Annotated in this window: 9 protein-coding genes; 7 read left to right on the forward strand and 2 right to left on the reverse strand. The window is 35.1% G+C overall.

What is annotated here, in order from left to right; genetic code table 11:
- Positions 1-260 precede the first annotated feature (260 nt).
- Together KQA_RS0202340 and KQA_RS0202345 are read right to left on the reverse strand one after the other, a co-directional pair.
- Entirely contained in the window at positions 261-995 is a 735-nt protein-coding gene (locus KQA_RS0202340; protein ID WP_010177683.1) for a toll/interleukin-1 receptor domain-containing protein, read from the reverse strand.
- 3 nt (positions 996-998) lie between these two features.
- On the reverse strand, positions 999-6,386 hold the full coding sequence (locus tag KQA_RS0202345; RefSeq protein WP_010177685.1) for a DUF7379 domain-containing protein: 5,388 nt from the start codon (positions 6,384-6,386) through the stop codon (positions 999-1,001).
- A gap of 608 nt (positions 6,387-6,994) precedes the next feature.
- Between KQA_RS0202345 and KQA_RS0202350 the strand changes: the two genes are divergently transcribed.
- From KQA_RS0202350 to KQA_RS0202380, 7 genes are read left to right on the forward strand one after another with little or no spacing between them, the layout of a single operon-like run.
- A complete protein-coding gene (locus KQA_RS0202350) occupies positions 6,995-7,609 on the forward strand; it encodes a hypothetical protein (RefSeq protein WP_010177687.1) in 615 nt (204 codons plus the stop codon).
- 14 nt (positions 7,610-7,623) lie between these two features.
- Positions 7,624-8,274, forward strand: a complete 651-nt coding sequence (locus KQA_RS0202355) for a hypothetical protein (protein ID WP_010177689.1) — start codon at positions 7,624-7,626, stop codon at positions 8,272-8,274.
- A 7-nt stretch (positions 8,275-8,281) separates the two neighbouring features.
- Entirely contained in the window at positions 8,282-9,796 is a 1,515-nt protein-coding gene (locus tag KQA_RS0202360; protein ID WP_157366566.1) for a hypothetical protein, read from the forward strand.
- Between the two features lie 23 nt (positions 9,797-9,819).
- A complete protein-coding gene (locus KQA_RS0202365) occupies positions 9,820-11,895 on the forward strand; it encodes a hypothetical protein (protein ID WP_010177693.1) in 2,076 nt (691 codons plus the stop codon).
- Positions 11,896-11,898: 3 nt separating this feature from the next.
- Complete coding sequence (locus KQA_RS0202370; protein WP_010177695.1) at positions 11,899-15,561, forward strand: peptidoglycan-binding domain-containing protein; 3,663 nt, start codon at positions 11,899-11,901, stop codon at positions 15,559-15,561.
- Positions 15,548-16,666 (forward strand): RHS repeat domain-containing protein, encoded by a 1,119-nt coding sequence (locus tag KQA_RS0202375; RefSeq protein WP_010177697.1) that lies wholly within the window; start codon positions 15,548-15,550, stop codon positions 16,664-16,666. Before KQA_RS0202370 ends, KQA_RS0202375 begins: the two co-directional genes overlap by 14 nt.
- Before the next feature lie 11 nt (positions 16,667-16,677).
- Entirely contained in the window at positions 16,678-22,752 is a 6,075-nt protein-coding gene (locus KQA_RS0202380) for a hypothetical protein (RefSeq protein ID WP_010177698.1), read from the forward strand.
- Positions 22,753-22,756: the final 4 nt, after the last annotated feature.

Genomic DNA, 22,756 nt, shown 5'->3' on the forward strand with positions numbered 1-22,756 from the left:
CAAAAATTATCATATTATTATTTAAAGCGAATTTAATTGTCAATTATAAAATTTTGGCTTTATATTTGCGGTATATTTTAATTATATAACAATATATAATTCTAAATCGAATAGTATGTTAAAGCAAATTATACATATCGGATCGGACTATGTTCGAAACCAATGTTCATTAAGTAATGTGTACTTACATGGGGTTTGCTTTGTATCGTCTAGCTCAGGACGTAAAACAGGAGGATCAAAGTAAATCTCAAAACAGTACATTAATTATTTGTAATGTAACTTGAGCATACTTTTATTCCTTTTGCACTTAAAAAATAACACACCCCACTAATTTCTTTCTCTTTTAGTAGCATTTCTTCAGTAATTAATTCTTGAATTATTTGCACTAGAATTTTTCGTTTTTCAATAGCTAATTCTTTTTGCATATTCGAAATAGTCATTTTTTGAGGGTTTTTGTACAGTAGCTTAACTACACGCACTTTAAAAAATGCTAACTCTAAATTGGTAATTAGTTTTTTTGGCTTCTTTTTTAGTTGTGATGGGCTTATTTGAGTAATCAATCCTTTTTTAATTTCCTGAGTTACTTTCATGTAAAAAGCATCTCGAGCAGCCGTATCCATTTCAATTACAGGCTGATTTGGCGGATTTAAACTTTGCAACTTAGCTATAGCATCAATATCAGAAAACATACAATGACTTAGTATTACGGAAAATATTTTAGCTCCTTTATTTTCGGCTATTTCGAGTAATGCAGGCAACTCCTCGCTATTTATAAAATCCGAGGCTATAAAATTAGCACTTACCAATAATACTGCAATACTTGTTTTTTCAATAGCCTCATAGATTTCGTTACGCCAATCATCTCCTGCCCGAATTTTAGAATCTTCCCAAATTTCAAATTTATACTCACGTTCTAAATAACTTAAATGGACCCGCAATTCATCCAAAAAATGACTATCTTTTTTACTGTAACTTATAAAAACTTGATTCCCCATTTTTTAAACTTTACTAATTAACACCTGAGTTAATTTTTTCTTTAAAAAAACATACGAATCTACAGTAGCCTCAATATGTTTCCTTTTTGCCGCCGATAAGTTGAATTTTAATCTACGTTGTAACATTATAATTAAAAAATCGAGGTGTCCAATAGTATTTTCAGCCTTTCGTACAGATCCTCCTTTGGCCCAATTCATATCATAAGTGGCAATCAGTTTATCCAAACAAGCCTTGCGTTTTTCGGCACTACTTATACTTAATAGCTTATAAATTTCAATAGCAGCGGGAAATATTTGATACCAAAAAGAACGTGAAATACGAGGTCCGTTTTCAAATTCCGTTTCTAATTGCTGTATTCTTTCTTCCGCTTTAGCTAGCTCTTTTTTTCTATTTCCATCATACAATTTATACATTACCTCTAAGGTAGCCCAGTTTAACACGGCATAATAATCTTGCTGTTGTGCAATAACAAAAAGGCTCGCTTTATGGTAAGATGCTATTGATTTCAACAAACATTCCTTTATAAAATCGAACTCATTACTCCCTGTAAAATCTCCTTTCCCATTTTTTAATAAAGCATCTATATCAACACCGACCATACATTTTCGTTTAAAATGCCCTCCTAGCACCCCAAAACGCCTACTGTTTTCGCCTAAACTAATTAGGTTATCAATAATTTTTTCAGAATTCAGGATGCTAACAACAGCCTGCTTTTTTTGTGCCTGAGTCAATTGCTCTGGTTTATCCAATTGTTTTACCGAAATTTTTGTTTGAATATTTGCCATCCGAAGCATACTTTCTAAGCTGGTATTCCCATCAATAAGATCGCCGAGTTTATCAAAATATATCAAGGCATTTTCGTATAAGTTTAATTCGTAATAACAATTGGCAATAGCTTCTACTATTTTAGATTTACCTAGCCACTTTTGAGGAATCTGACTAATAATAGCACTCAATTGCTCACTTAAATTTTTTCGATCTCTGCTCGAAGCCGGTTCCGTTTGACTAGTTAAATTATTAATTTCAACAATTACCTCCACAGGATCAACAAAAGTCATTTTTTCCTTTTTATTCACGCGTTGCGTATCAGTGAGCCTATAAAACGGATCGCCATAACATTGATAAGCCGCCCAAGTATTACTTGATGGATAGGTGTCGTAGGTTGATAAACGCGCATTTTGAACGGCTTCTCCAAAGGTTTCTCCCGACAAAAGTGAATGGTACAATACCTCTGCAAAATGTTTAGCAGCTCCATCATCAACGGCCCAACCCGCAGCCACAACAGCCTTTACTCCTTTTTGTATAAACTGTGTCCCTACATTTGCCGCGAGCTTGTTGAACTCCTGTGTTATTTCTTCTGTTTTTCCCAAATAACAACAATTTATAAAGGCAAATTCAGGTGTTTTGGGTAAGGCATCAATTTCTACTGCAGTAATTAAAATCCCATTATCTAATACCACGCCTGTTTCCGCAGGTACTTTCCCTATAACTCCATGACCAGCAAAATGAATAATCTTATAATTATTCCCTCCTAAAAGTTTATTAATAATAGCCACTCCATCCTCATTTATTGATTTGTTTACCTCAAAGGAATGGGTTTGAAAAATTTCAGAAACGCTATGCGCCTCATCCTCGGCTCCAGGTAAAAATGAAATCGGATTTTTGGGGTTACCTACTACTAAAATAGAATTTTCGACAACGGCATTTATGGAGGAGTAATTTTTAGTGACCAATTGCCTAATAAAACCTATTTGGGTCACCAATGGTTTATTGCTTTTAGAGTTGGGTAAATGCAAAATTTCCCAAGGGTATTGTGCCGAATTCTCATCTAAAATGAATAAGATATTCTTATTATCGGTTGTATAATCTCTAAAATTATTAGGGATCAATAAATTAAATAAGGTCCGTGCTTTTTCTTCATTCCATTCGTTATGTTGCACCGAAGCCGAAATTAATTTATCAATTAAAATACGCTGAGTAGGTTTAATTTCTTCTTCGGCTCTAGCCTTATCTGTTAAGGAAACAAACTTTAAAGGAGCATTAGTGCAGCCGGTTTCATTATCCACGCCACCTCGTTTAGCCCCTTCAACTTTAATACGGTGCCACCACACCGAAGATTGATCTCCTGGAATTCGCTTTCGCCTTCCCGAAACTTTTTTTACATAAGGATCGCTAATATGTATTACCTCTTCAAAAGAAGGTTCTTTTCTTATTTTATGTAATTCATGCATGGCGTGAATAGCACGATCCTCATAAATTTCCATAAATTCAATATCATTTATAATTTGAACTTCGGGGTCATTCATGGCTAACAATTTTTTATTAGCAAAAACGATTCCTCGTAATATGGCACGCATAGAGTTTCTAATCGGTAATCCACTATAATCACTACCTATAAGTAATACACTAATACCTATCCCAAAAATTTCATTAGGATTTTTACAATTCCTATTAGCATGCGTAACGGCATAGTCCAACATGGCATTGGTAATACTCTTTGTCAAATTCCCTTCATTTAATACACCATACTCTCCCAAACCAATGACTACAGCTCCTTGGAATAAGGTGGGTAAATCATTAAACATCACCAATGATGTTTCCAAGGGTCCTGGGTATACATTTACTTCTTTATTTTTCGAAAGGCGGTAATTCATATAATAATCCACCACACTTTCGGCACTTACAATAGGATCATTTATATGATGCCCTACTGCTACAGGGTGTTTCGCATTCCCTAAATCGCCATGACATATGGTTACATTAATCATCGCATCGGGCTCTTCAACATCTGGAAAATGGTCGATCCCCATTATCGTTTTTTCTAATGCCTCTTGGTTAGACAGGAGTAACAATGGTTCATCCTCTGGCATGGGTATTTCGTCCACTTCACCACGTACAAGAATCGGACTTTTAGAAAGTAAATTTGTAGAGCCCTTTTCCAGCAATTCCATCAATGCAGGGAAATGTTTTTTATCATCACATAATTTCCCATGAGTAGTATTCATATACCATGTACTATCTTGCAAGGCATCGGGTATACCTGTTTGCCAAGTAACACTACCATCACCACGGGTGGTGCCAATAAGCTGTGCTTTTCCATTTTCAAAATTCAATTTACTTGGCGTAAGGCGCTCTTTTCCGGCTACATAAACTAAGGCTTCACCCGCTATTGGTTTTTGCTTAAACAGCTCATATACTTTACTTGCCTTTGATAGTAATTCCTTTGGAGGTTTAACAAAATCTTTTTCGGTTTTGAGTAATGTATCCCATATCTCTTGATCAAAATAGGCATGTTCTGCATCGGTAGGTAACAATTCTAACAAACCTTGAAACTCTTTGATAATTTGAAGCACTTCCTTAGCAGAGTTTTTTAAGTCCATGTAATGAAGAATTTTAAATGGCTTATTTTTCTTCATAAATAGCGAAGGAATCATATGAGATCCTTTTAATGGCGAACCTAAAAATAACACGCGTGCCCCATTACGCGACACCATTTGCTGCCACAACTCATGATACTCGGGCAAACTATACATGGCATGTACCACCAAACCGCCCATAGAATGCGCTATGATTCGAATAGGCTGCGTGGTTTCTTGCAAACGATTGGTGATATCGGCTGCCAATTTGTGCGCTGCTTCAATAATCGATTTTCGCCAATCGTAAGGAAAAGGGATCACATTATTTTTTTCTTGTAGCTCTTTTAACAGACTTTTATAGGCTGAACCCATTAAGCCATAAGCTTCTATATCAGTAGCATTATTTTTTATTCGCGACAAGCCACCTACTACTAAACGCAAAGGGTTTACCCAAATACGATCGCCTTCGGCTTTTAATTTACTTCCCATAATACCCGGCACTACATATACTATGGGTTTGTTATTGGCAAAACGTGTTTCATTCGAAACCGCATCCAAAATACCCCGTACACCATCATTTTTAAATGCACTTAAGTTTTGCTGCGTTAATTTTTTAAAGGCTGTGGGGTTTCCTAGTAATGCCGAAGCGATATATCCTTGGGAGGATTTATTAAAAAAGTAATTAAAATGACTAATATCCTTATTACTATTAAAGGTATAATACATTTTTGCTCGGGGTGCTCCTCCAAACATAGAGGCAGTGTTCACTACAAAATCATGCTGTGTTCTAAAAAACACATCTGTTAACATTACAGATAAAGAATGTAACACCCCATGATATTTTACATCTCCCGAAATCACATATAATTCTGACGCTACAGTTAATGAGGCATTGTTAAGCACTCGAATCAAAGGAGAACTCGGCATCATAGATTCCAAGCCAGGCAATATTTTAATGTCTTCTTTTTTCTGAACAAAGGCCAACAGAAATGACTTTATATAACCATACAAACTACTTGTTTGCAAGCCTGGTATTAATCCTATTAAATTCAACAACACTGTAAAATATTGATCCAGACGTTTGGATGCCAACGTGGTTCCCGAGGCTGGACAAGCCACTCGAACAAATTTACCTATAGTGAGTTGTTTACTTTTTAGTAATGCGTTTATACGTTGTGCATGCTTTAAATCGTCGGTTCTGCCTAAGGTTTCAAAAAAGTGCAACTCGGTAGCCGAAAAAGCTTCTTTGTCCGATGGAGTACAGCGTGCTAAAATTTCGCCAACCAAACCACCTCGCGAATGCGAAACAATGTCCAAAGTAGTATTTTGAGGTAAACTTTCTAATAAATGAACCACATTTTCAAGCGGACTTTTGGACAAGGTTTTATGTTCATAGGTTAGGATCTGTTCTTTATATTTTCCCTTTAATTTAGTCCATGCTTGGGAAGCAACTCCCTGAGTAACTAAGCCTCCAAAACTGCCCGAAGTATTGGATGCCGTACCATGTAAAAAAAGCAAAACAGGTTGATTTATTTCTAAATGAACTACAGGGCCTTCAATTAAATTGGGGTCATTGTAACAATGGAATAAACCTTCGTTAACAATTAACTTGGATTCAATTTTTTGGGTTATTGCCTTTGCAGATATGCTTGCTAATTGCTCATCAACAGAAATAATTTTCAAGCGTTTCAACATATTTTTTAATACCCCTCTTGACTGTATTTCTTCGTCAATATAATTAGGTAGGCTTATCACATCAACACCTACTCCCTCATGTACACTTCTGGTTTTTCTACCAGGGAATTCCTCGGCAATCTGATCGGCTGTCATTACCCGAATAAACCCATTTTCAAATTCCATTTCGACAACATCGTCCGAGCTTACTTCAATAATTTTTTCTAATGACTTGTTTCTGTTTAACGCTATGTCGTAGCTTCCTTTTATAGTAGTAGCTATATAATAATTCAAAGCTGTTTCGTTCGAAAATGCTACCTGTTCCGTTCCATGGAATGCTATTTTTTTTAATGTGGACATATTTTATTGTGCTGTTTTTTAATACTAAAAATCATTCGAGTATCGGTTAATTACTACCTACATTTTCTTTCAATTAAAATACAGGCATCAAATTACATACATAAAAATGCAATTATTATTTAATAATCCTCCACTGTTGAACTTTTTACAAACAAAATCAGGCTTAGCTCTCATTTTATAAACTTATTAAAAAAACAGGATCTATAAACATATAAAATACTAACTAATAACAATTTACATATTTCAAAGTAATGAAATTATAAAAAATAATTAATCCCAGCTATCTCTAATCATTTTGCACGTTTATTCCTACCAAATAAAATACAAAAAACCGCTCAGCCCTTTGTTTATATAAAACTAACTTATTAGTAAGTACCTTAAAAAAACTACTTATCATTTACATCTAAAAAAAAATTAAGCACCAGTTTAAAAATTTAGTAGTTTTAGATTAAGACAAACACAGCTATTTTTTTACCCCCTAGTTTCTAAAATAGTCTTAATGGTACTAATATCTCTAAACGCTAAATCCACCTAGAGTTATTAGATAACAATTTTTCGAAAAAAAGTTTTTTTTCGAAGCAGGAAATGTATGTCCATTTTTAAAATGAATGTTAACCAAAATTGATAAAATTAAACCAATGACTATTTCACTTACCAAAACAAAATTAGCTGCTATTGCAACAAGCCTTACACTGTTAGCTTGTAGTTCCGACGACGATTCGAGCAATGGAGGTAGCAATGCCGACTGTAACGCGCCAGCACTTATTGATCAAGTAGCTCAAGGAAGCTTTAGGGGTGCTGATTTTACGGTACAAGGAGGTTTTTACACAGATACAGGATTTGACGGAAAAACAGCTTACACTATAGAAATTTTTGTAAAACCACAGTCCGAAGGAAGCACCTGTTTTTTTCCTGAATTTGAAGGTACTAATGATATTATTGTCTTTATTATAAACTCTCTTGAAACGCAAACTATTGAACTAAATGGTAAACAGCCTACTGCCGAAGCTATTCAGAATGCCAATACTGCAGATGAACTTGCTGCCTTAATAGGCAATGCCAATTTTGCCTTTCGTAGAGATGGTACTGATCTAGAACCTGCTTGCGGTCAACTTATAATTAATGGTGTTAACAGCGATGATCAACTTACCGGTAGCGTTGTAGCCAGTGGAATTGAAGGAAGTATCATTAACGGAAACTTTGTATTGGAGTTGTGTAATTAAATAAAAAGACAATCATGAAAAACTATATAACATCGGTATTGCTTTGTCTTATTTCATTTTTTACTGTAATTGCGCAAGATGCCAATATTCCCAATGATATTGGGGAAAGACTTCCAGGCTTTGTAATTACAAAAAAAGGTGAAAAAATAGAAGGTTTTATCAAACGAAAAGGTAAAATAGCTAGCCAAAGAACGGTTAAATTTTATACTAAAAAAGAAGATAAAAAACCCACAAAATATGGCCCAAAAGACTTAAATGCCTATAAAATATTAAATGATTATTACGAATCTATTCCTTATGAAGGCTTAACTGGAAAAACAAAAGTTTTTATACACCAATCTGTCCAAGGGAAAATAAACCTTTTTGAATATTTCCAATATGTTACCGAAGATTTAGCTCAAGCCACTGTAGCAAAAAAAGGGAATACCGAAGTGGCTATAGATATTGACGGGAAACGATTACAAACCGAAATCATTGCCATTAAAGAAACTGGCGAAGTTTTAAAATTTGCATCACCAAAAATGATCTTAGGCTTTAAAAAAGTAGTTAGTAATTACATGAAAGATTATCCTGAACTAGCTACAAAAATTAAAAACAAAGAAAAAGGATATGGCATGCTCAGTATTTTAAAAATTGTTTATGAATACAATGCTAATTTCAAATAGTGACGCAATGAAAACACAACATACAAACATTTACCAACTCCTTGCTTTACTCTTTTTTAGTGCTATTTTTACTAGTACAGCACAGGAAAAACCAAGCTTTGAGTGGTCTCAATATTACAACACAACTAGTATTGGAATGCTAAACCCTAAACTGGATTTAGCATCTGATCAAGGTTTTGTTACGTATAGTGTGGAACCTATTCCAAATAAAACCTTTGGGAACCACATTTACATCCAATCCTTTGATGCTGCTTGCAAAATTATTGCCGATACTAAAGTAGCATTACCAATACTTGATGCTAAGGAGGCTATTTATTTAAACACCCTTAGCACCGCCAATCAGCTCCTTATTTTTTCGTATTTACCCGTAAAAGGAAAAAGTAACACCCTATTTGTACAGGTCTATACTTTTGGGCAATCTAAAATAAGTGCACCAAAAACACTGGTAAGTTTTCCTATTGAAAAAACTTCGAACTCTGGAGATTTTCTGTTTGCAGTTTCCGAAGACAATCAAAGTATTGGTGTAGTTGCCCATTTACCACAAATAAAAAAAGGCCAAGAGCAACTTACTTTTCACTTATTTGATGCCAATACGCTTAATGAGCTTGAAAAAAAAGACGTTAGTCTTAATTACAAAAGTAAAAAAGCATATGACGAAGTCTTATACCTAACCAATGATAAAAAAGGCTTGCTTGTTAAAACCGTTGATAAAAACAAAACTACTCCAAAAACAGTTATTGTATCATTACAAGGCAATCAAGAGGTAACAGCAAATGAATTGCCTACAGATGATTTTTTTGTAATTACATCAAAAATTGTAGAAACCACCAAAGGACCTATGCTGTTAGGTTTTGCCACCGACCTATGGAAAGGAGCTGTTGCAAATACCGATAGAAAAAGTAAGTATGCCTTTTTATACGATATTACAACTCAAAAAACACTCATAAAACATGCTTGGACCAAAGAGGTATCAAAAAAGTTTTTAGGAAAGGGGTTTACCCATTTAACACTTAAAAATGTTATTGTAGACCAGAACAATATTTACCTTATTGGAGATCGGTATAAAGAAGATGCCACGGCAATACCCGGTAAATCTTTTGAATATGATTACGAATATTTTAATGGCCCTGGCATAGTAGTTAAATTCAATGTAACAGGCGAGCTCCTTTACGAGTCTTATTTTGAATATAGTCAACGATTTAAAAATAGAGAGCAACAAATAGGCTCTTTTTATCCTACGCTAATCGATGGAAAACTACACTTGTTTTCTTCCATTAATATGACGGAGCTATCGGATAAACTTATCACAATGGATCACGGGGAATATACGTTGAACCATACTATAATTGATGACCAGGGAAATCAAGTGAGCACTCCCATTTTTGACGATGAGGTAGGAGGTAAAAAAAGCAGTGCCAATTTTTGTCCAAATACATTAATAAAAGCTAGTAATACTACATTTTACACCAAAGCTATTGGTTCGGGGAATCAAACTTTTGGTAAAATGATATTGAAAAACTAATACACGTTGTAACACACATTTACATGGCAGATTTTTTCTTTTTTACAGACACAGATTCTTTAACAGGCACTCAAGTAAAGCAAGATGCTTTTGGACCAGTTAATGATTTAAAATATAAGGTCGATAATAGTTTTTCTGTAAAAACTAATGCAGCTGCCATTGCTGTACTCGAAGGAATTCCTTTTGTACAGCAATGTATTGATAACCCCGATTGTGTTAATGTTATTTTATATCCAATTAATAATCCAGATTTCGATTTTCCAACAATTAAATTTTTTGTGTATCGAGGTATAAAAAAATCATCTTTATTTGGTGCCGACGGTGTAATTAGTAACGATTATTCTAATTGGAAAGCAAACAATATTTTAAAAGTATTACACGATTTACAGGATAAAATAAATGCGGACAATGGTGATACTGGAGTTGATAAACCAAAACCTAAATCAGAAAACATTGGATACCACTACTCTATTGATGGTGATAATTTTAAAGCTAATGATTTTTATACCGAAACAGCTATTTTTTTAAAAGATAGCATTCAGCTCCCTTTAGTAAAAGCAGGTTGTCAAATAGGACAATTTATTGGTGGCAGTTCAAAAGCTGGGTTTCAAATTATACAAGATCGTTTGGGTTATGAACCCACTTTGGGCGAAATACGAAGCAAAGAAGCTTTTATTGAAGTAAATGCTCCTGCAAATACCACAAAAGAAGCTACGTTTAACTATTGGCATCAAAAAGAAAGTATATTAACCTATGTAGATCCTGCTGCTTTTTATGGCTGTGCAAAAGCAACTAATAAAAAAGTAAAAGCTTACACTGGACAATCTGCAAAAAAAGAAGATGCCGAAAAAATAGTAAATCTATTTTTTAATAAAGAAGTTGTATACCTCGATATTCGAAATGACCAAAATTACTCCTATGATTATTACGATAGCTTTGGAAAAACGATTCGTTTGAGCTTTGAGCAAGAAGGAAGTGATGAATTACAAGGAGAATCAATAAACTATTATAATGATTGGCCTTTATTACGATTAGAAAACAAAAAGCTTCCTATAAAAAAATCAACATCTAAAATAATTTTAGAACTTCCTTTTATTGGAATTAGTGATGATACTTCAAAGTATTACTTAAGCTCGTTTACTCATGAATTCCTTCCCGAAACTGATTCAAAAAACAAATTTCATCATCTAAATCAATTAGACGAAAAAAAACAATTTTTGGTTGGTTTTTCTGAAAAAATTACACTTTCCAGTTGGACTAATGACAGTGACACTCTTGGAGCTAATTATTTTATTTTTAAATACAGTTCACTCCAATATTCATTTTGTAATAGCATACTTCGAAATTCTATTTTAGACACCTTATTTTCATTGGATATGAAATTACTTATTGATGATAAAAAACCAGACGATGGCGATTTTAATACCTATCTATATTCATCAATAAATGCTCCGGTTATAGATAAAACAGTAGGTAATGATGATAGTAAAGATGTATATCTACCAACTATTGGCATTGCAAAAGATAAACATCATATTACTTTTTTTGCCTTTCAAGATAAAATAAACCACAGTTCTGCTGATAGCAGCTTAAATTACCCTTTATCTCTTGTTCGAAAAGGAAAATATGACAATGCTGTATTTTTAGATGAATTTGAATATGATCCTAATATTAAAAGTTTAGGTTTTTTAGCTGCGCTACCGCTAAGGTTACAACAGCAAAGCTTAAAATTAAAAAAAGTAAGCCATCCGTTTCCAAAAAATGGTACCGATGAAAACAGAGAGTATTTATATTATTTAAATCCTGGCACTAACAATAGTGGACTTTCATACATAGAACCCAGAACTTTTGATTGCATTACTATAACTATTGAAGAATATGATGAGTTAAAAAAGCTGGCAGAAGCAAGTAAATATAGATCCTTTGTTCACATAAATCAAACCGATTTTAGGGAAAACGACCGGTACCGCCTTGATGAAATGGAATTGGGTATAAAAAGTATTAGCTTAAATAACAGCAAGGATATTTTAGAGCAAAAACAAAGTTTCATTTCTGGAACAGATAAAATAACGATTAACGGTTTAGTTACTAAAGGATAAAACATGGCAATTTATATATCTCAAAAAGCAGCAACGCATATTCCGTATGAACTAGCTAGTACTTATTTGCCTACGTTTTTACGAGGAAGTACCCTAAAATCTAATTACTTTAAGGGCAATCCTTTTTTTCAAAATTTAGCAGTACATGGTAATGGTGCCGATACTTTAAAAAAAGGCACTACCAATACTACTGAAAATATTCAAGTGCTTCAATTTGCCATAGCGGTTGTTTCTAAAAAACTAGGTATTGATAACACGCTAAAAGCTGATGGTAAATTTGGTGATCAAACACAAAATGCATTAAAAAATTTACAAAAAGAATTTAAATTACCTCAAACCGGTGAACTAGATAGTCAAACACTTATTGCTCTTGACTACCAACTATCGCAAAACACTATATATGATTCCGCTAGTGGTACTTTTTATACCAATAATAGCGAAACTCGTATTGTGGTTACCAAAGCTAATGTGTCAATAAATGTAACAACTACACTCGAGGATACAAATCAAATCCCAATTGACGGGTCCGAAGGAAAGGTCTATAAAATTATTCCTAAAAATGATACTATAGCTTTTAATGACACCCTTATTTTTGTGAATGATGAAAACACAACAAACCCAAGTTTAAGTCAAAGTAATTTATTTAAGTTAGAAAAAGATGCTGAGGGTTTGCTAATAGAACCACCAATTACAGAACAACCCGAACCTGGAGCACGTTTAGTTAGAGTAGGAAAAGATGATACCATTATTTCTTTAATATATGATGAATATTATAAAAATGACTATCCAATACTAAAACGCCCTAACTTAGAAAACGAAAATGCTCCCGAAAATGATAAGACGAATCCATCAAACTTAATTCACAGCTTTCCAAAACGAGAATTAAAAAAAGATACGCGTCTTAAATTTTTAACAAACCTGGTGTATTACATGAACCATTCGCCAGTGGTTAATAACGGAATCCAATACAACGGCTATAGCAATTATACAGATGCACATTTAGATGAAGTAAACATTTATGATAACAAAGGTTACCAGCTCAATTATCAAGTGTTTTTTGATGAATTAGTAAAAAAAGACGATAACTATAACTGGGATTTTGAAAATGCTCCCGACAAACCTTTTGGATTTGATGCTCCTATTGAATTACCCGAAGGCTCATACGTATGGTTACCTTCTCGTACTTATGTTGAAGGTTTGTATTATAGCTTAAACTACCAGCCCAAAGATGGGCGTATGTATACCAAAAAATCAAAGCCAAGTATTGATCCCGATACCTTAGCCGAAATTTTTTATTTTGACTGGACAACTCAAAATGAGCACGATAAATTTATAGAAAAAGTACGAGCTGAAGTAGTCGATTTTGTAGATGATGTGGTGGATACTTACAACGAAGCACGAGAATACTTTATAAAAATGCACGGCTGGGTAAAAGACATTGCCGAATTTGGATGGCCTCGTGGTTTTGGTGGCGTTGCCGAAGGCGGAATTTCAGCAAGTGCTCCTGTATTTGGACTGCCTCTTACCGCTAATGCAGAAGGAGATGCTTACCTACTTAGAAAAGTAACTAATGATGAAGACTTTGTTATTAATCTACGTGAAAAATTTGCTGCAGGTATTGGTTTTGCTGTTGGAGCTAGTACTGGCTCATTCAAAACTGGTGGCAAAGGTAAATCAACTAAAAATGTAGGGGCTGGTAAAGGTAAAAACAAAGAAGAGGAAACTCACTACGGTATTGCTGCCTCCATTACGGGCCAAATTACACTTAATTTAGAAATGACTAGCGTGTATGAATTTGACATTTCAAAATCAAACACGCCACTCATTGCTATGACCATTGCCATGTTCGAAAACACATTAAACAATGTGCCAAGCACTACAGGGCTTTTAAAATCAGCTTTAAAAGAACGCTTATTTGATTTATCAGAATACTTTTTTTCTATAAATATTGATCCCAGCGACTATCTAATCCATAATGATGCTGGTTTCTATTTGGAAGGGCGTATTTATGGCGATGCCTATATAGGTAAAGTCCCCGACCCAGATACATGGGGCGCAGATAATGTAAAACAAGTTGATCAATTAAAAGGAGGTGGTATTACCGCTCTACTTACTAAATTAGGTGGAGTTAGTGCAAATACCGATAACTTTTTTCGATTTGGCGGAAAATATACGTATAAAGCTAAATTTGATAATTTACCCGAAGTATATAACGCTGATTTTAGAATGCCTAGTGAAACTAGTATTGAAGGCGAAATTTATTATGAATTACAAGTAGAATTAAGCCTACGTTTTAATGCTTTGTTAGTCAATTTTATTGCTGGTTTAGTAAATACTATTAGTCCTATATCTTTTATTCCTTCTTTTAATTTACATAAAGGGATTGCTATTTTATACCAATTAAGTTATAAGAGAAAAGACATTCCTGAAAACCATGAGTTTTTTAATCATAAAATTGATGCCAGTCAACTATTTAGCACCACAGACCCTAATGGAAACATTACCAAAAAAGTAGGACTTAAAATATTTTCTGGTGATTTAGATACGCCATTGGAACCCGGTAACGAGAGTGTATTTTTCTTAGAATTTGTTAAAATTAAAGAGTTTATCACCCAAGTACAAACCGATGCCCAAATCCAAGGAAATAACAATATACCACCTAGCATTGCAGACTACGTAACCAATATAGATACTTTAGTTGAACTATTTAACTCCTTTAGTATCCGCAAACGCGTACTTATTGGCGATCGCATTACCAACAAGGCCTCGCGTAAAGCTAAAAAAACGGTACAACAACAAAATAGCAAATCGGGTACCTTTTATAAAAAAACGTTTAAAGATGATAGAAGTAATTTTATAGCCTCTCTCATCGATGACAAAAGAAAAGCTTCTTTTATAACAGCCTTGGATGCCGAAGCCACTTTGGAAACTAAAGAGATTGTAAATACCATTAAATTTATTTACGAGTACTTGCGTTTTGCTATATCGCAAGTACAATTTACAGGAGACAATTTTGTAATATACCAAAAAGTAGCCGAACAAGTAGCTAGTATTGTATGCGAAACCAAAGCCGAAATAGCAGTCAATTCCGAAACGGCTATTACCAGCAACTCCCTAAATACAGTGTTTGAAACGGCATTAACCAAATTACAAAACATTTATACTGCCGAGGCTTTTGATACCGATAGCCTACGCCCCTATACCCACATTATAGGCGATTTTATACAAACTATGGATCAAGAGGGGGTACTTAACACCTTAAAAGACACACCTGATGCTATTATACGAACTGTATCTCCGTACTTGTCCGAAATTGCCGAAATACTCAAACAAGTCATAAAATTTTTGTTAGTCAAAGCCCAACTCAATGTAGCTGTTGAAAATAAATTAACTTTTGATGCTGCGCTTGCTGGTAATGTTAGCAAAGGCTATAAAGTAGAATTTGGTTTTTATGCCAGTGGGGGTATTTACAGTAAAATTGATATTCTAGAAAAAGGACAACTCAGCGCTATTTTTAAACCCGATGATCCTTATTTCCAACTACTCCAAAGTTTTATAGGGGTATTAGGAGCTACAAGTATTGGCCCATTAGGCTTAAGCGTGCTGGTAGGCAATTTACTTATTATAAATACCGCAAACAAAACCCAAGCTTATGGAAACATTTAAACAACTAAGCTTTTTTATGCTTGTTTTTATCAGTTTAAGTTGTGCTAAAAAAACAAGCACTAAAACTGATAAAACAGAGCAATTACAAGTAGTTCAAATTGATTTTGATAAAATTGACGCAGAAAAAAGATTAAAGAAAAATGAAGAATCAAAAAAAAGGAATGATCAAAAAAAAGATATAAGACAGAAAAAACAAATTAAAGACACCATTATATGGCAAGTATATTTAGGTAGTGGCTTTAAACGTATGTTTTATGGTAAAGTCAAATCAAGTGAAGAAGTAATGTATTATATGTACAAAGATGCGCATGGTAACTATACAAAAAGTACTAAACGATACTATAAAAGAGGAATTGACTTACCTTGGAATTTTAAAGTAGAATTTGATTCTTTAGGAAGACAAAAAAGAAATATCACATACACTTACGAAACCACTCAAAGTAATATCCAAAAAATAGGAAGTGAATTTGTTTATAACAATAAAGGTAGACTAATACGAGAAAAAGTATTAGAAAAGGACAGGGATGGTTTCTTCTCAGTTTCTGGAAATAAGTTTGCTTATAGAGCTGATGGTAAACAAGCATATCGTTTATTAATTAATCACGATGATGATGATAAAAACATGTGGACTGAAGATAGTTTGGTTTTTAAATACAATACACACGGGGATTTGATAGATTCTCAATATTGGAAAGTTTTAGAAGGCAATTCAAATTTAGAATTAGAAAGAGATTACGCAAACCCAATTGTACATAAATATGATAAAAAAGGAAGACTAATTGAAAGTAAAGAGGAGGATGGTATACATGATATCTATAAATACAAAAATGGAAAGCTGTACACACAGACCAGACATTTATATGGAAAAACCAATGAGTATGTATACTACCCTACAGGCATTATAAAGTCTGCCAAATTACGCACTACTATGTCTGTAGGCGATTTTGAATTTAATGAGTTTGGACAGGTAGAGTTTCTTAACGGAAAACGAGTAGCCAAATTTTTTAATTATGATGCTTATGGCAATTGGACCGAGCGTATTTCATACAAAGAAAATGGCGTACCCGAAACCTATACCAAACGAATACTAACATACTACGAATAAACAGATCCACCATGCCAGAAAACCAGTTATATCCCGTAGTTAGTGATTTATTACCACTACAAAAAATACCCTCGGAGTTAGAGAGCATTAAAGAGGTGCTCGAAAAACTTTTGGGCAAAGTGTATTTTAAGGACCTTATTGTAGGTAAAAGTTACCACGGCGAGGCAGGGTATTATACCCTTACTTTATTATCACTAAACCCTTTGGGTTTAGATATTCCTTTTGTAAATGATTTAACGTTAGTCGTTAATCCTTCGGCAGATGGTGCAGCTACCGAAATACCCATTACATTCGATTACAGTTGGGAGGTCCTTAAATATTTTAGTAGCTTTAATTTTGATAGCTTTGATAATTCGGTGCGTTCAATTTTTGGTATCCTATTTGATCTGGCTGGCATTACCAAAGAGGAATTATTACAAGAGGTATTAACTACGTTTTTTGAAGATTACAACGCCTTAAGCTTATTTGTTACACAATTTAATACCGATAATGGCACGGCATTAGCCTTGGATACTAACCAACCCGAAAGCAACCAAATACAAGGAGTACTCAATAATATTGATGCTGGCGATATTGATTTTGTTCAATATATTGTTACTAAATATGTAGAAAAAGGAGGTTTTGAAGCTGGTTTTGAAAACTTAAAAAGTCTTTTAGCACGTTGGTATGGCAATATAGAAACTACCGATATTTCGGAAATTTTAAAAATTAAGTTTCGTTTTTCTATGCCTAAGGTTAGTTTAGGCTTATTGTTTCCACGTAAGTGGTTACAACCCTTGGATGCAAATTTCCAGCGTTTACCCGAACCCGAACAATCTAAATTAGAATTCAACGCGGGAGCTTTAGAATATTCTACACAAAGTGGTTTCCAATTTGTAAAAGAAAACAGCTTTAGCCTTACCCGATCCGAAATTGCCAATACAGGTATCATTGCCGAGTTTGATGGCTTAAAAGTTGATCTAAGTAATGACAGCAACATCCCCGAAGCTATTGCCGACGGGCGCCCCGAAAATTTTAAAGGAGTATACGCACAACTTGCTGCCATTACGTTACCCCCAAGGTGGTTTGACAGTGCAGACAATCACCCAGGGACTACAGCCCGCGTAGCAGGTTATGACTTGCTTATAGGTACTGGCGGTATCTCTGGAACCATTGCTCTAGAAGCAATTAGCTTACCTACCGATGGGACCATTACCGATTATTACGGCGACTGCTTTACATTTCAATACCCAATAGCCATTGCAGTAACCGCTACTGCCGAAACTATTGAAATTGCAGATTCAAGTGATTTACTTATACAACTAAATGAACTTAAAGGAAAGCCTTTTACCTTTAATTTCCCATTAACACTTACTACTGTTAATGGTGAGGTAGAAACATTTGCTAACCAAACTGCTTATGCCGACTTTTTGACCACCTGCGAAACCGCTGGCGCACCTAACCGATTAATTAAAAAAATTGGAGGCAATGGTTTTGAGGTGTGGTTTGAGGCTTTTGATATTACGTTTAAACAAAACAAAGTAATTGAATCCAATATTTTAGGAGGCTTAAAAATACCTCGCTTACAAGATGCCAATGGTGATATTGCTGAAATAGAAATTTTTGGTCATTTTGATGATAGCGGCGACTTTTTAGTATCGGCATCCGAAAAAGATGGCTTTAAACCCTTTGGGATTAAAAATGTAATCCAGTTTCACTTAAAATCTGTGGAGCTAGGCAGTCAAGATGGCACGTTTTTTATTGGTTGTGCTTGTGATATTGAGTTCCCTAGCCCATTAATGAAAAAATTCCTTGGAGCGCAACGCATTCCCATACAACGTATGCGTATTTACAGTGATGGAAGCTTCGAAATTATTGGAGGAACCATTCCTGTACCGGCTAACTTCAGCTTAAATTTAGGACCTGTTGAGGTGGCCATTACCAATATCAATTTAGGATCCTACCAACAGGAATACAAAGGAAAAACCCGTAAATACATGGTATTTGGGTTCGATGGAGCTATTAATTTAGGTTCCTTAGGTTTGGAAGCCCGCGGTAAAGGGATGCAATATTACTTTACTATTGATAAAGGCGAGTTTCATTCCGAATTCCGTATCCAGACCATTGAGGCGGATATTATTATTCCGGGGAGTGCCTCGCCAGCTTCGGCAACAGCCATTATAAAAGGTTATTTATCCATACCGCAACCTGGTGAATCGCCAGAATATATTGGAGGCGTTTCCATAAAACTACCAAAAGCAAAAATTGCAGGGAGTGCGGAGTTCCGCTTACAACCCAAATACCCCGCATTTCTTATTGATGCTAGTGTGGAAATACCCACACCAATTCCTATAGTGCCCCCCGTAAGTATTAGTGGATTCCGGGGTTTATTAGGCTTTAGGTATATTGCCGAAAAAGAAGCTGTAGGCTTAAAATCGGGTCCAGGTGGGGATACGTGGTATGATTATTATACCTACCCTGAACGCGGTGTAAATATTAGAAAGTTTAGAGGTCCAGATAAATCCGAAAAAGCTAAAAAAGGTTTTTCTATTGGTGCGGGAGCTACTTTAGTCACTTCCGATGGCACGTTACTTTCGGCAAGGGTTATGTTTATTTTATCGATTCCTAGCTTATTTGTATTTGATGGACGTGCTAATATTTTAGGTACTGCCCTAGGTTTGGATGATACTAGTGATCCGCCTTTCTTTGCCTTTATTGCTATTGGCGATGGCTCGTTAGAGTTAGGTGCTGGCATCAACTTTAAGCTTCCTAAAAGTAATGGAAACTTAATTACCTTAAATGTAGGTATGGAAGCCTACTTCCCGTTCCGAAACTCATCGGCTTGGTATGTACATTTAGGAACTCGACAAAAACCAAACGAAGCCCGCGTTTTCACTTTAATTACCATGTTATCCTACTTAGAGCTTTCTGCTAAAGGAATGGCTGTAGGGGCACGTGCCGATTTTAATTTTGATAAAAGTTTTGGCCCTGCTAAAGTAAAAGCATGGCTATATGCCGAAGTAGGGGGCGAAATAAGTTTTGAGCGTCCGCAAATTGGGGGCTATGTAGCTGCTGGGGGTGGTGCCGAAGTTAAATTTTGGATTCTTAACGTAGGAATTAGTCTCGATACGTTATTTGGAGCCGAGGTACCAAAACCTTTCCGAATTTATGCGCGTGTTCGCGTATGTGGACGTATAAAAATAGGCTTCATTAAAATTTCGAAGTGTATTAATGTTGATGTGAAATGGGAAAAAGAAAAACGAGTTGATACTACACCTATTGAAGTATTACCAGAACACATAGCTGATCAAAATGTGAAAGCTATTAGTATGCTTACTGGCGAAGCTTTTGATTTGTTGCGCATGACTAAAAGTACAGCTGGTAGGGCTCCAAACAGTAACTTGCCTGTATTGCCAATGGATGTTTTTGTGGATTTGAAATTTCAAAAACCTGTGATTCCTCATAACGTCAGGGCGCTTATTGGTGGTATAAGTCATAGACCCGAAGGGAGTATTGAATTGATTCCACCAGAAAAATCCGTACGTGGAAGGGATTTTAGACAAGTGGAACATAAATATAGTATAGAATCTATTGAGATATCCACTTGGAATGGTAGCGCATGGGTGCCTTACAACCCTTACAAAGCCATTACTATTAAAGACAATGTTAATGTAGATCGCCTTAAAATAGGCTATTGGCAAAAATCAGAAGCCAAGTACAATGCACTGCGTATACTGGGAGATACGCCATTTTCATACATTAAACAAGGAGAACCGGGTTGGTTTATACCAGAACAGGCGGGAATTTCATCCGAATCCTTATTTTGTGAACATACTTTTGATTATGTACAACGTGCCAATTGGCGAAATGTGCCTTTAGGTAGGCGTTATCCGCTTGTTGAAATGGATCTTGATCTAGATATTACCGACGCCATTGCCTCGGAGGTTGATAAATTTTATGAGCACCAAAACTTAGCTTTCACTATTATTGGCAATCAATTTACAACAGGTGGTAACAGACCTCAAGCCGATTATGCTGTGGTAGCTAAAACCTATAGTCCTAATTTTAATTTTAGTCGAGGCTTGCAATTTAATAACTTGAATCCACTGGTGCTTAAATACCGTAATGCATCACGCCAAGTAAGTTTTAAATTAAATACAGGGGCAAAAGGAGCTACTTTTATTTTTTATGAAAGTGTATTTAATAACACCTACACTCGGGTAACTTTTGAAGCTTTTGATACCGTATACCAAACAGCCGCACAGCTTGAAGAAGAATTTGAATACACCGCTCCCGATGCCAATACGATTAGTCAGGTAAAAATAATCCCCGATGTGGCCAATGCCGATCAAATTGCCGCAGTACGTGAGCAAATTGAAACTTTACAAGACAATATCCTGGATATTGAAGTAGAAAATATTGAAACCACTAGCGCCGAACAAGAAGCCGAATTGGCTCGCTTGCTTAATGAGTTGAGCATACTTGAAGCCCAAGGCTGCCGAAAGGTAGAAGTCGCTTGTACTGGTATTGGTGACATGATGGTTAACGATGATTTTATTGTTGGAAAAGAAGAGGCTGATGTACCTCCAATTACTCAAAGTATTTGTGATACGGTACTGTTTGAAGCTAGCTGGCTATCTGACTACGACCACCAATTATCTGAAAATTTACCAAATCAGGAAACCATCACCGAAGATTTTCAAGCTAGTGTTGACGCTATAACTAATGTAGTAGAACCTATTTGGCGTCCAGACTCGCAATACCGTATTCATTTCTCCTTAGCCGATACCGTTCAAGGCACTAAAAGTACTAAGGAATTTTATTTTGGTTTTGCTACTTCGGGACCCGTTGGGCATTACCCAGGTCCAAAGGAAATTTATGGTGTGTACAAAAAAGACAGTTTTAAATTAAACCTATCGCAAGCCGATAAGGACATTTATGCACATGCTACCTTAAGGCAATATATTGATTACAAACGTTCGTACCCTAATGCCGATGGAAACTTATTGTTATCAAAACCTTTGTTTTATGGTACAGAAGGGGGTAATAATAAAATAGTACTCTTCTATTTAAAACCTTATGCTTTTCATATGTTAGGAGATTGGCCAGCATACGATGGTATTGGAGACGCTATTGAAAATAAGGTTGAGGTTTTGGTTAAAGACCCTGTCGAGGATATTTTGTTAAACAATCCTCCAAAATCTGATATTGAAATCAAAGAAATACCTGCTACACAGGTAGATTGGACACCAGATAATAATGCTTTATTCCCTATAGAGCATCAACTTTATAACAATTTAGCCAATGGTGATAATTGTATGGGCGGTGGCTCTACAATTACCAAACCTAAAAGTTATATGACCGAAGTTACTTTGAATAACATGAAGCCGCAAAAAATGTATACGGCAATTGTAAATTCAAAATACAAAAAAGCAGGTGCCACTGATTTTGTCGAAAAAGAGATACACAACTTTGTTTTTCAAACATCGCGCTACATCAATTTTGAAGCACAAGTAAAAAGTTATTTACTTAAAAACGATACCGAATCATTAATTGAAGAGGTAGCTAATAAAGCTGTATTTAGTATTGAAACCAGTATTAGTAAACAAAATTTAACTACAGCTTATGCTATTTTAAATGGAAAAGCGCAAACAAACAGCATCAGCAAAAACCTTGAAGGAGCAACCCACGATTTATTTGATCGGGTGATCTATGGATTATTTGAAATTACTCCTTTAGATCCTGCTGCTACTACCGAATTTAATTTTATAAAAAACACCGAAACTGGTGACATTGTAGCTTTACTAATACGAAATCCTGAACCTTTTAATGATCCAAAAATTGAATTGGATGTAATAAATGGAATAAAAAACAAAGACACACAAGCCTTTGCTGTAATGTCAGGTGCTACTGTGGATACAGATTATAAAATTTTACACGCCAAAGATTACTCACAAATACTAGTAATGTACAACATGAATAACCAAATTGCTATAACCGCTGAAACATTAGCGATGAGATTTACCTATTTATTATGGAACGGATTTGAATACAAAAGACAAAGCTCCGTTAGCGTAACTGATATTTTAACAACTACTAAAGGATAAGGTT

Origin of the sequence: Aquimarina agarilytica ZC1 (genome assembly GCF_000255455.1) — a bacterium.
GTDB classification, from domain to species: domain Bacteria; phylum Bacteroidota; class Bacteroidia; order Flavobacteriales; family Flavobacteriaceae; genus Aquimarina; species Aquimarina agarilytica.

Bases quoted from the DNA above. Each gene is read 5' to 3' on its own strand.
- KQA_RS0202345 (WP_010177685.1), bottom strand. From the start codon at position 6,386: ATGTCCACATTAAAAAAAATAGCATTCCATGGAACGGAACAGGTAGCA.
- KQA_RS0202340 (WP_010177683.1), bottom strand. From the start codon at position 995: ATGGGGAATCAAGTTTTTATAAGTTACAGTAAAAAAGATAGTCATTTT.
- KQA_RS0202360 (WP_157366566.1), top strand. From the start codon at position 8,282: ATGAAAACACAACATACAAACATTTACCAACTCCTTGCTTTACTCTTT.
- KQA_RS0202350 (WP_010177687.1), top strand. From the start codon at position 6,995: ATGTTAACCAAAATTGATAAAATTAAACCAATGACTATTTCACTTACC.
- KQA_RS0202380 (WP_010177698.1), top strand. From the start codon at position 16,678: ATGCCAGAAAACCAGTTATATCCCGTAGTTAGTGATTTATTACCACTA.
- KQA_RS0202355 (WP_010177689.1), top strand. From the start codon at position 7,624: ATGAAAAACTATATAACATCGGTATTGCTTTGTCTTATTTCATTTTTT.
- KQA_RS0202365 (WP_010177693.1), top strand. From the start codon at position 9,820: ATGGCAGATTTTTTCTTTTTTACAGACACAGATTCTTTAACAGGCACT.
- KQA_RS0202370 (WP_010177695.1), top strand. From the start codon at position 11,899: ATGGCAATTTATATATCTCAAAAAGCAGCAACGCATATTCCGTATGAA.
- KQA_RS0202375 (WP_010177697.1), top strand. From the start codon at position 15,548: ATGGAAACATTTAAACAACTAAGCTTTTTTATGCTTGTTTTTATCAGT.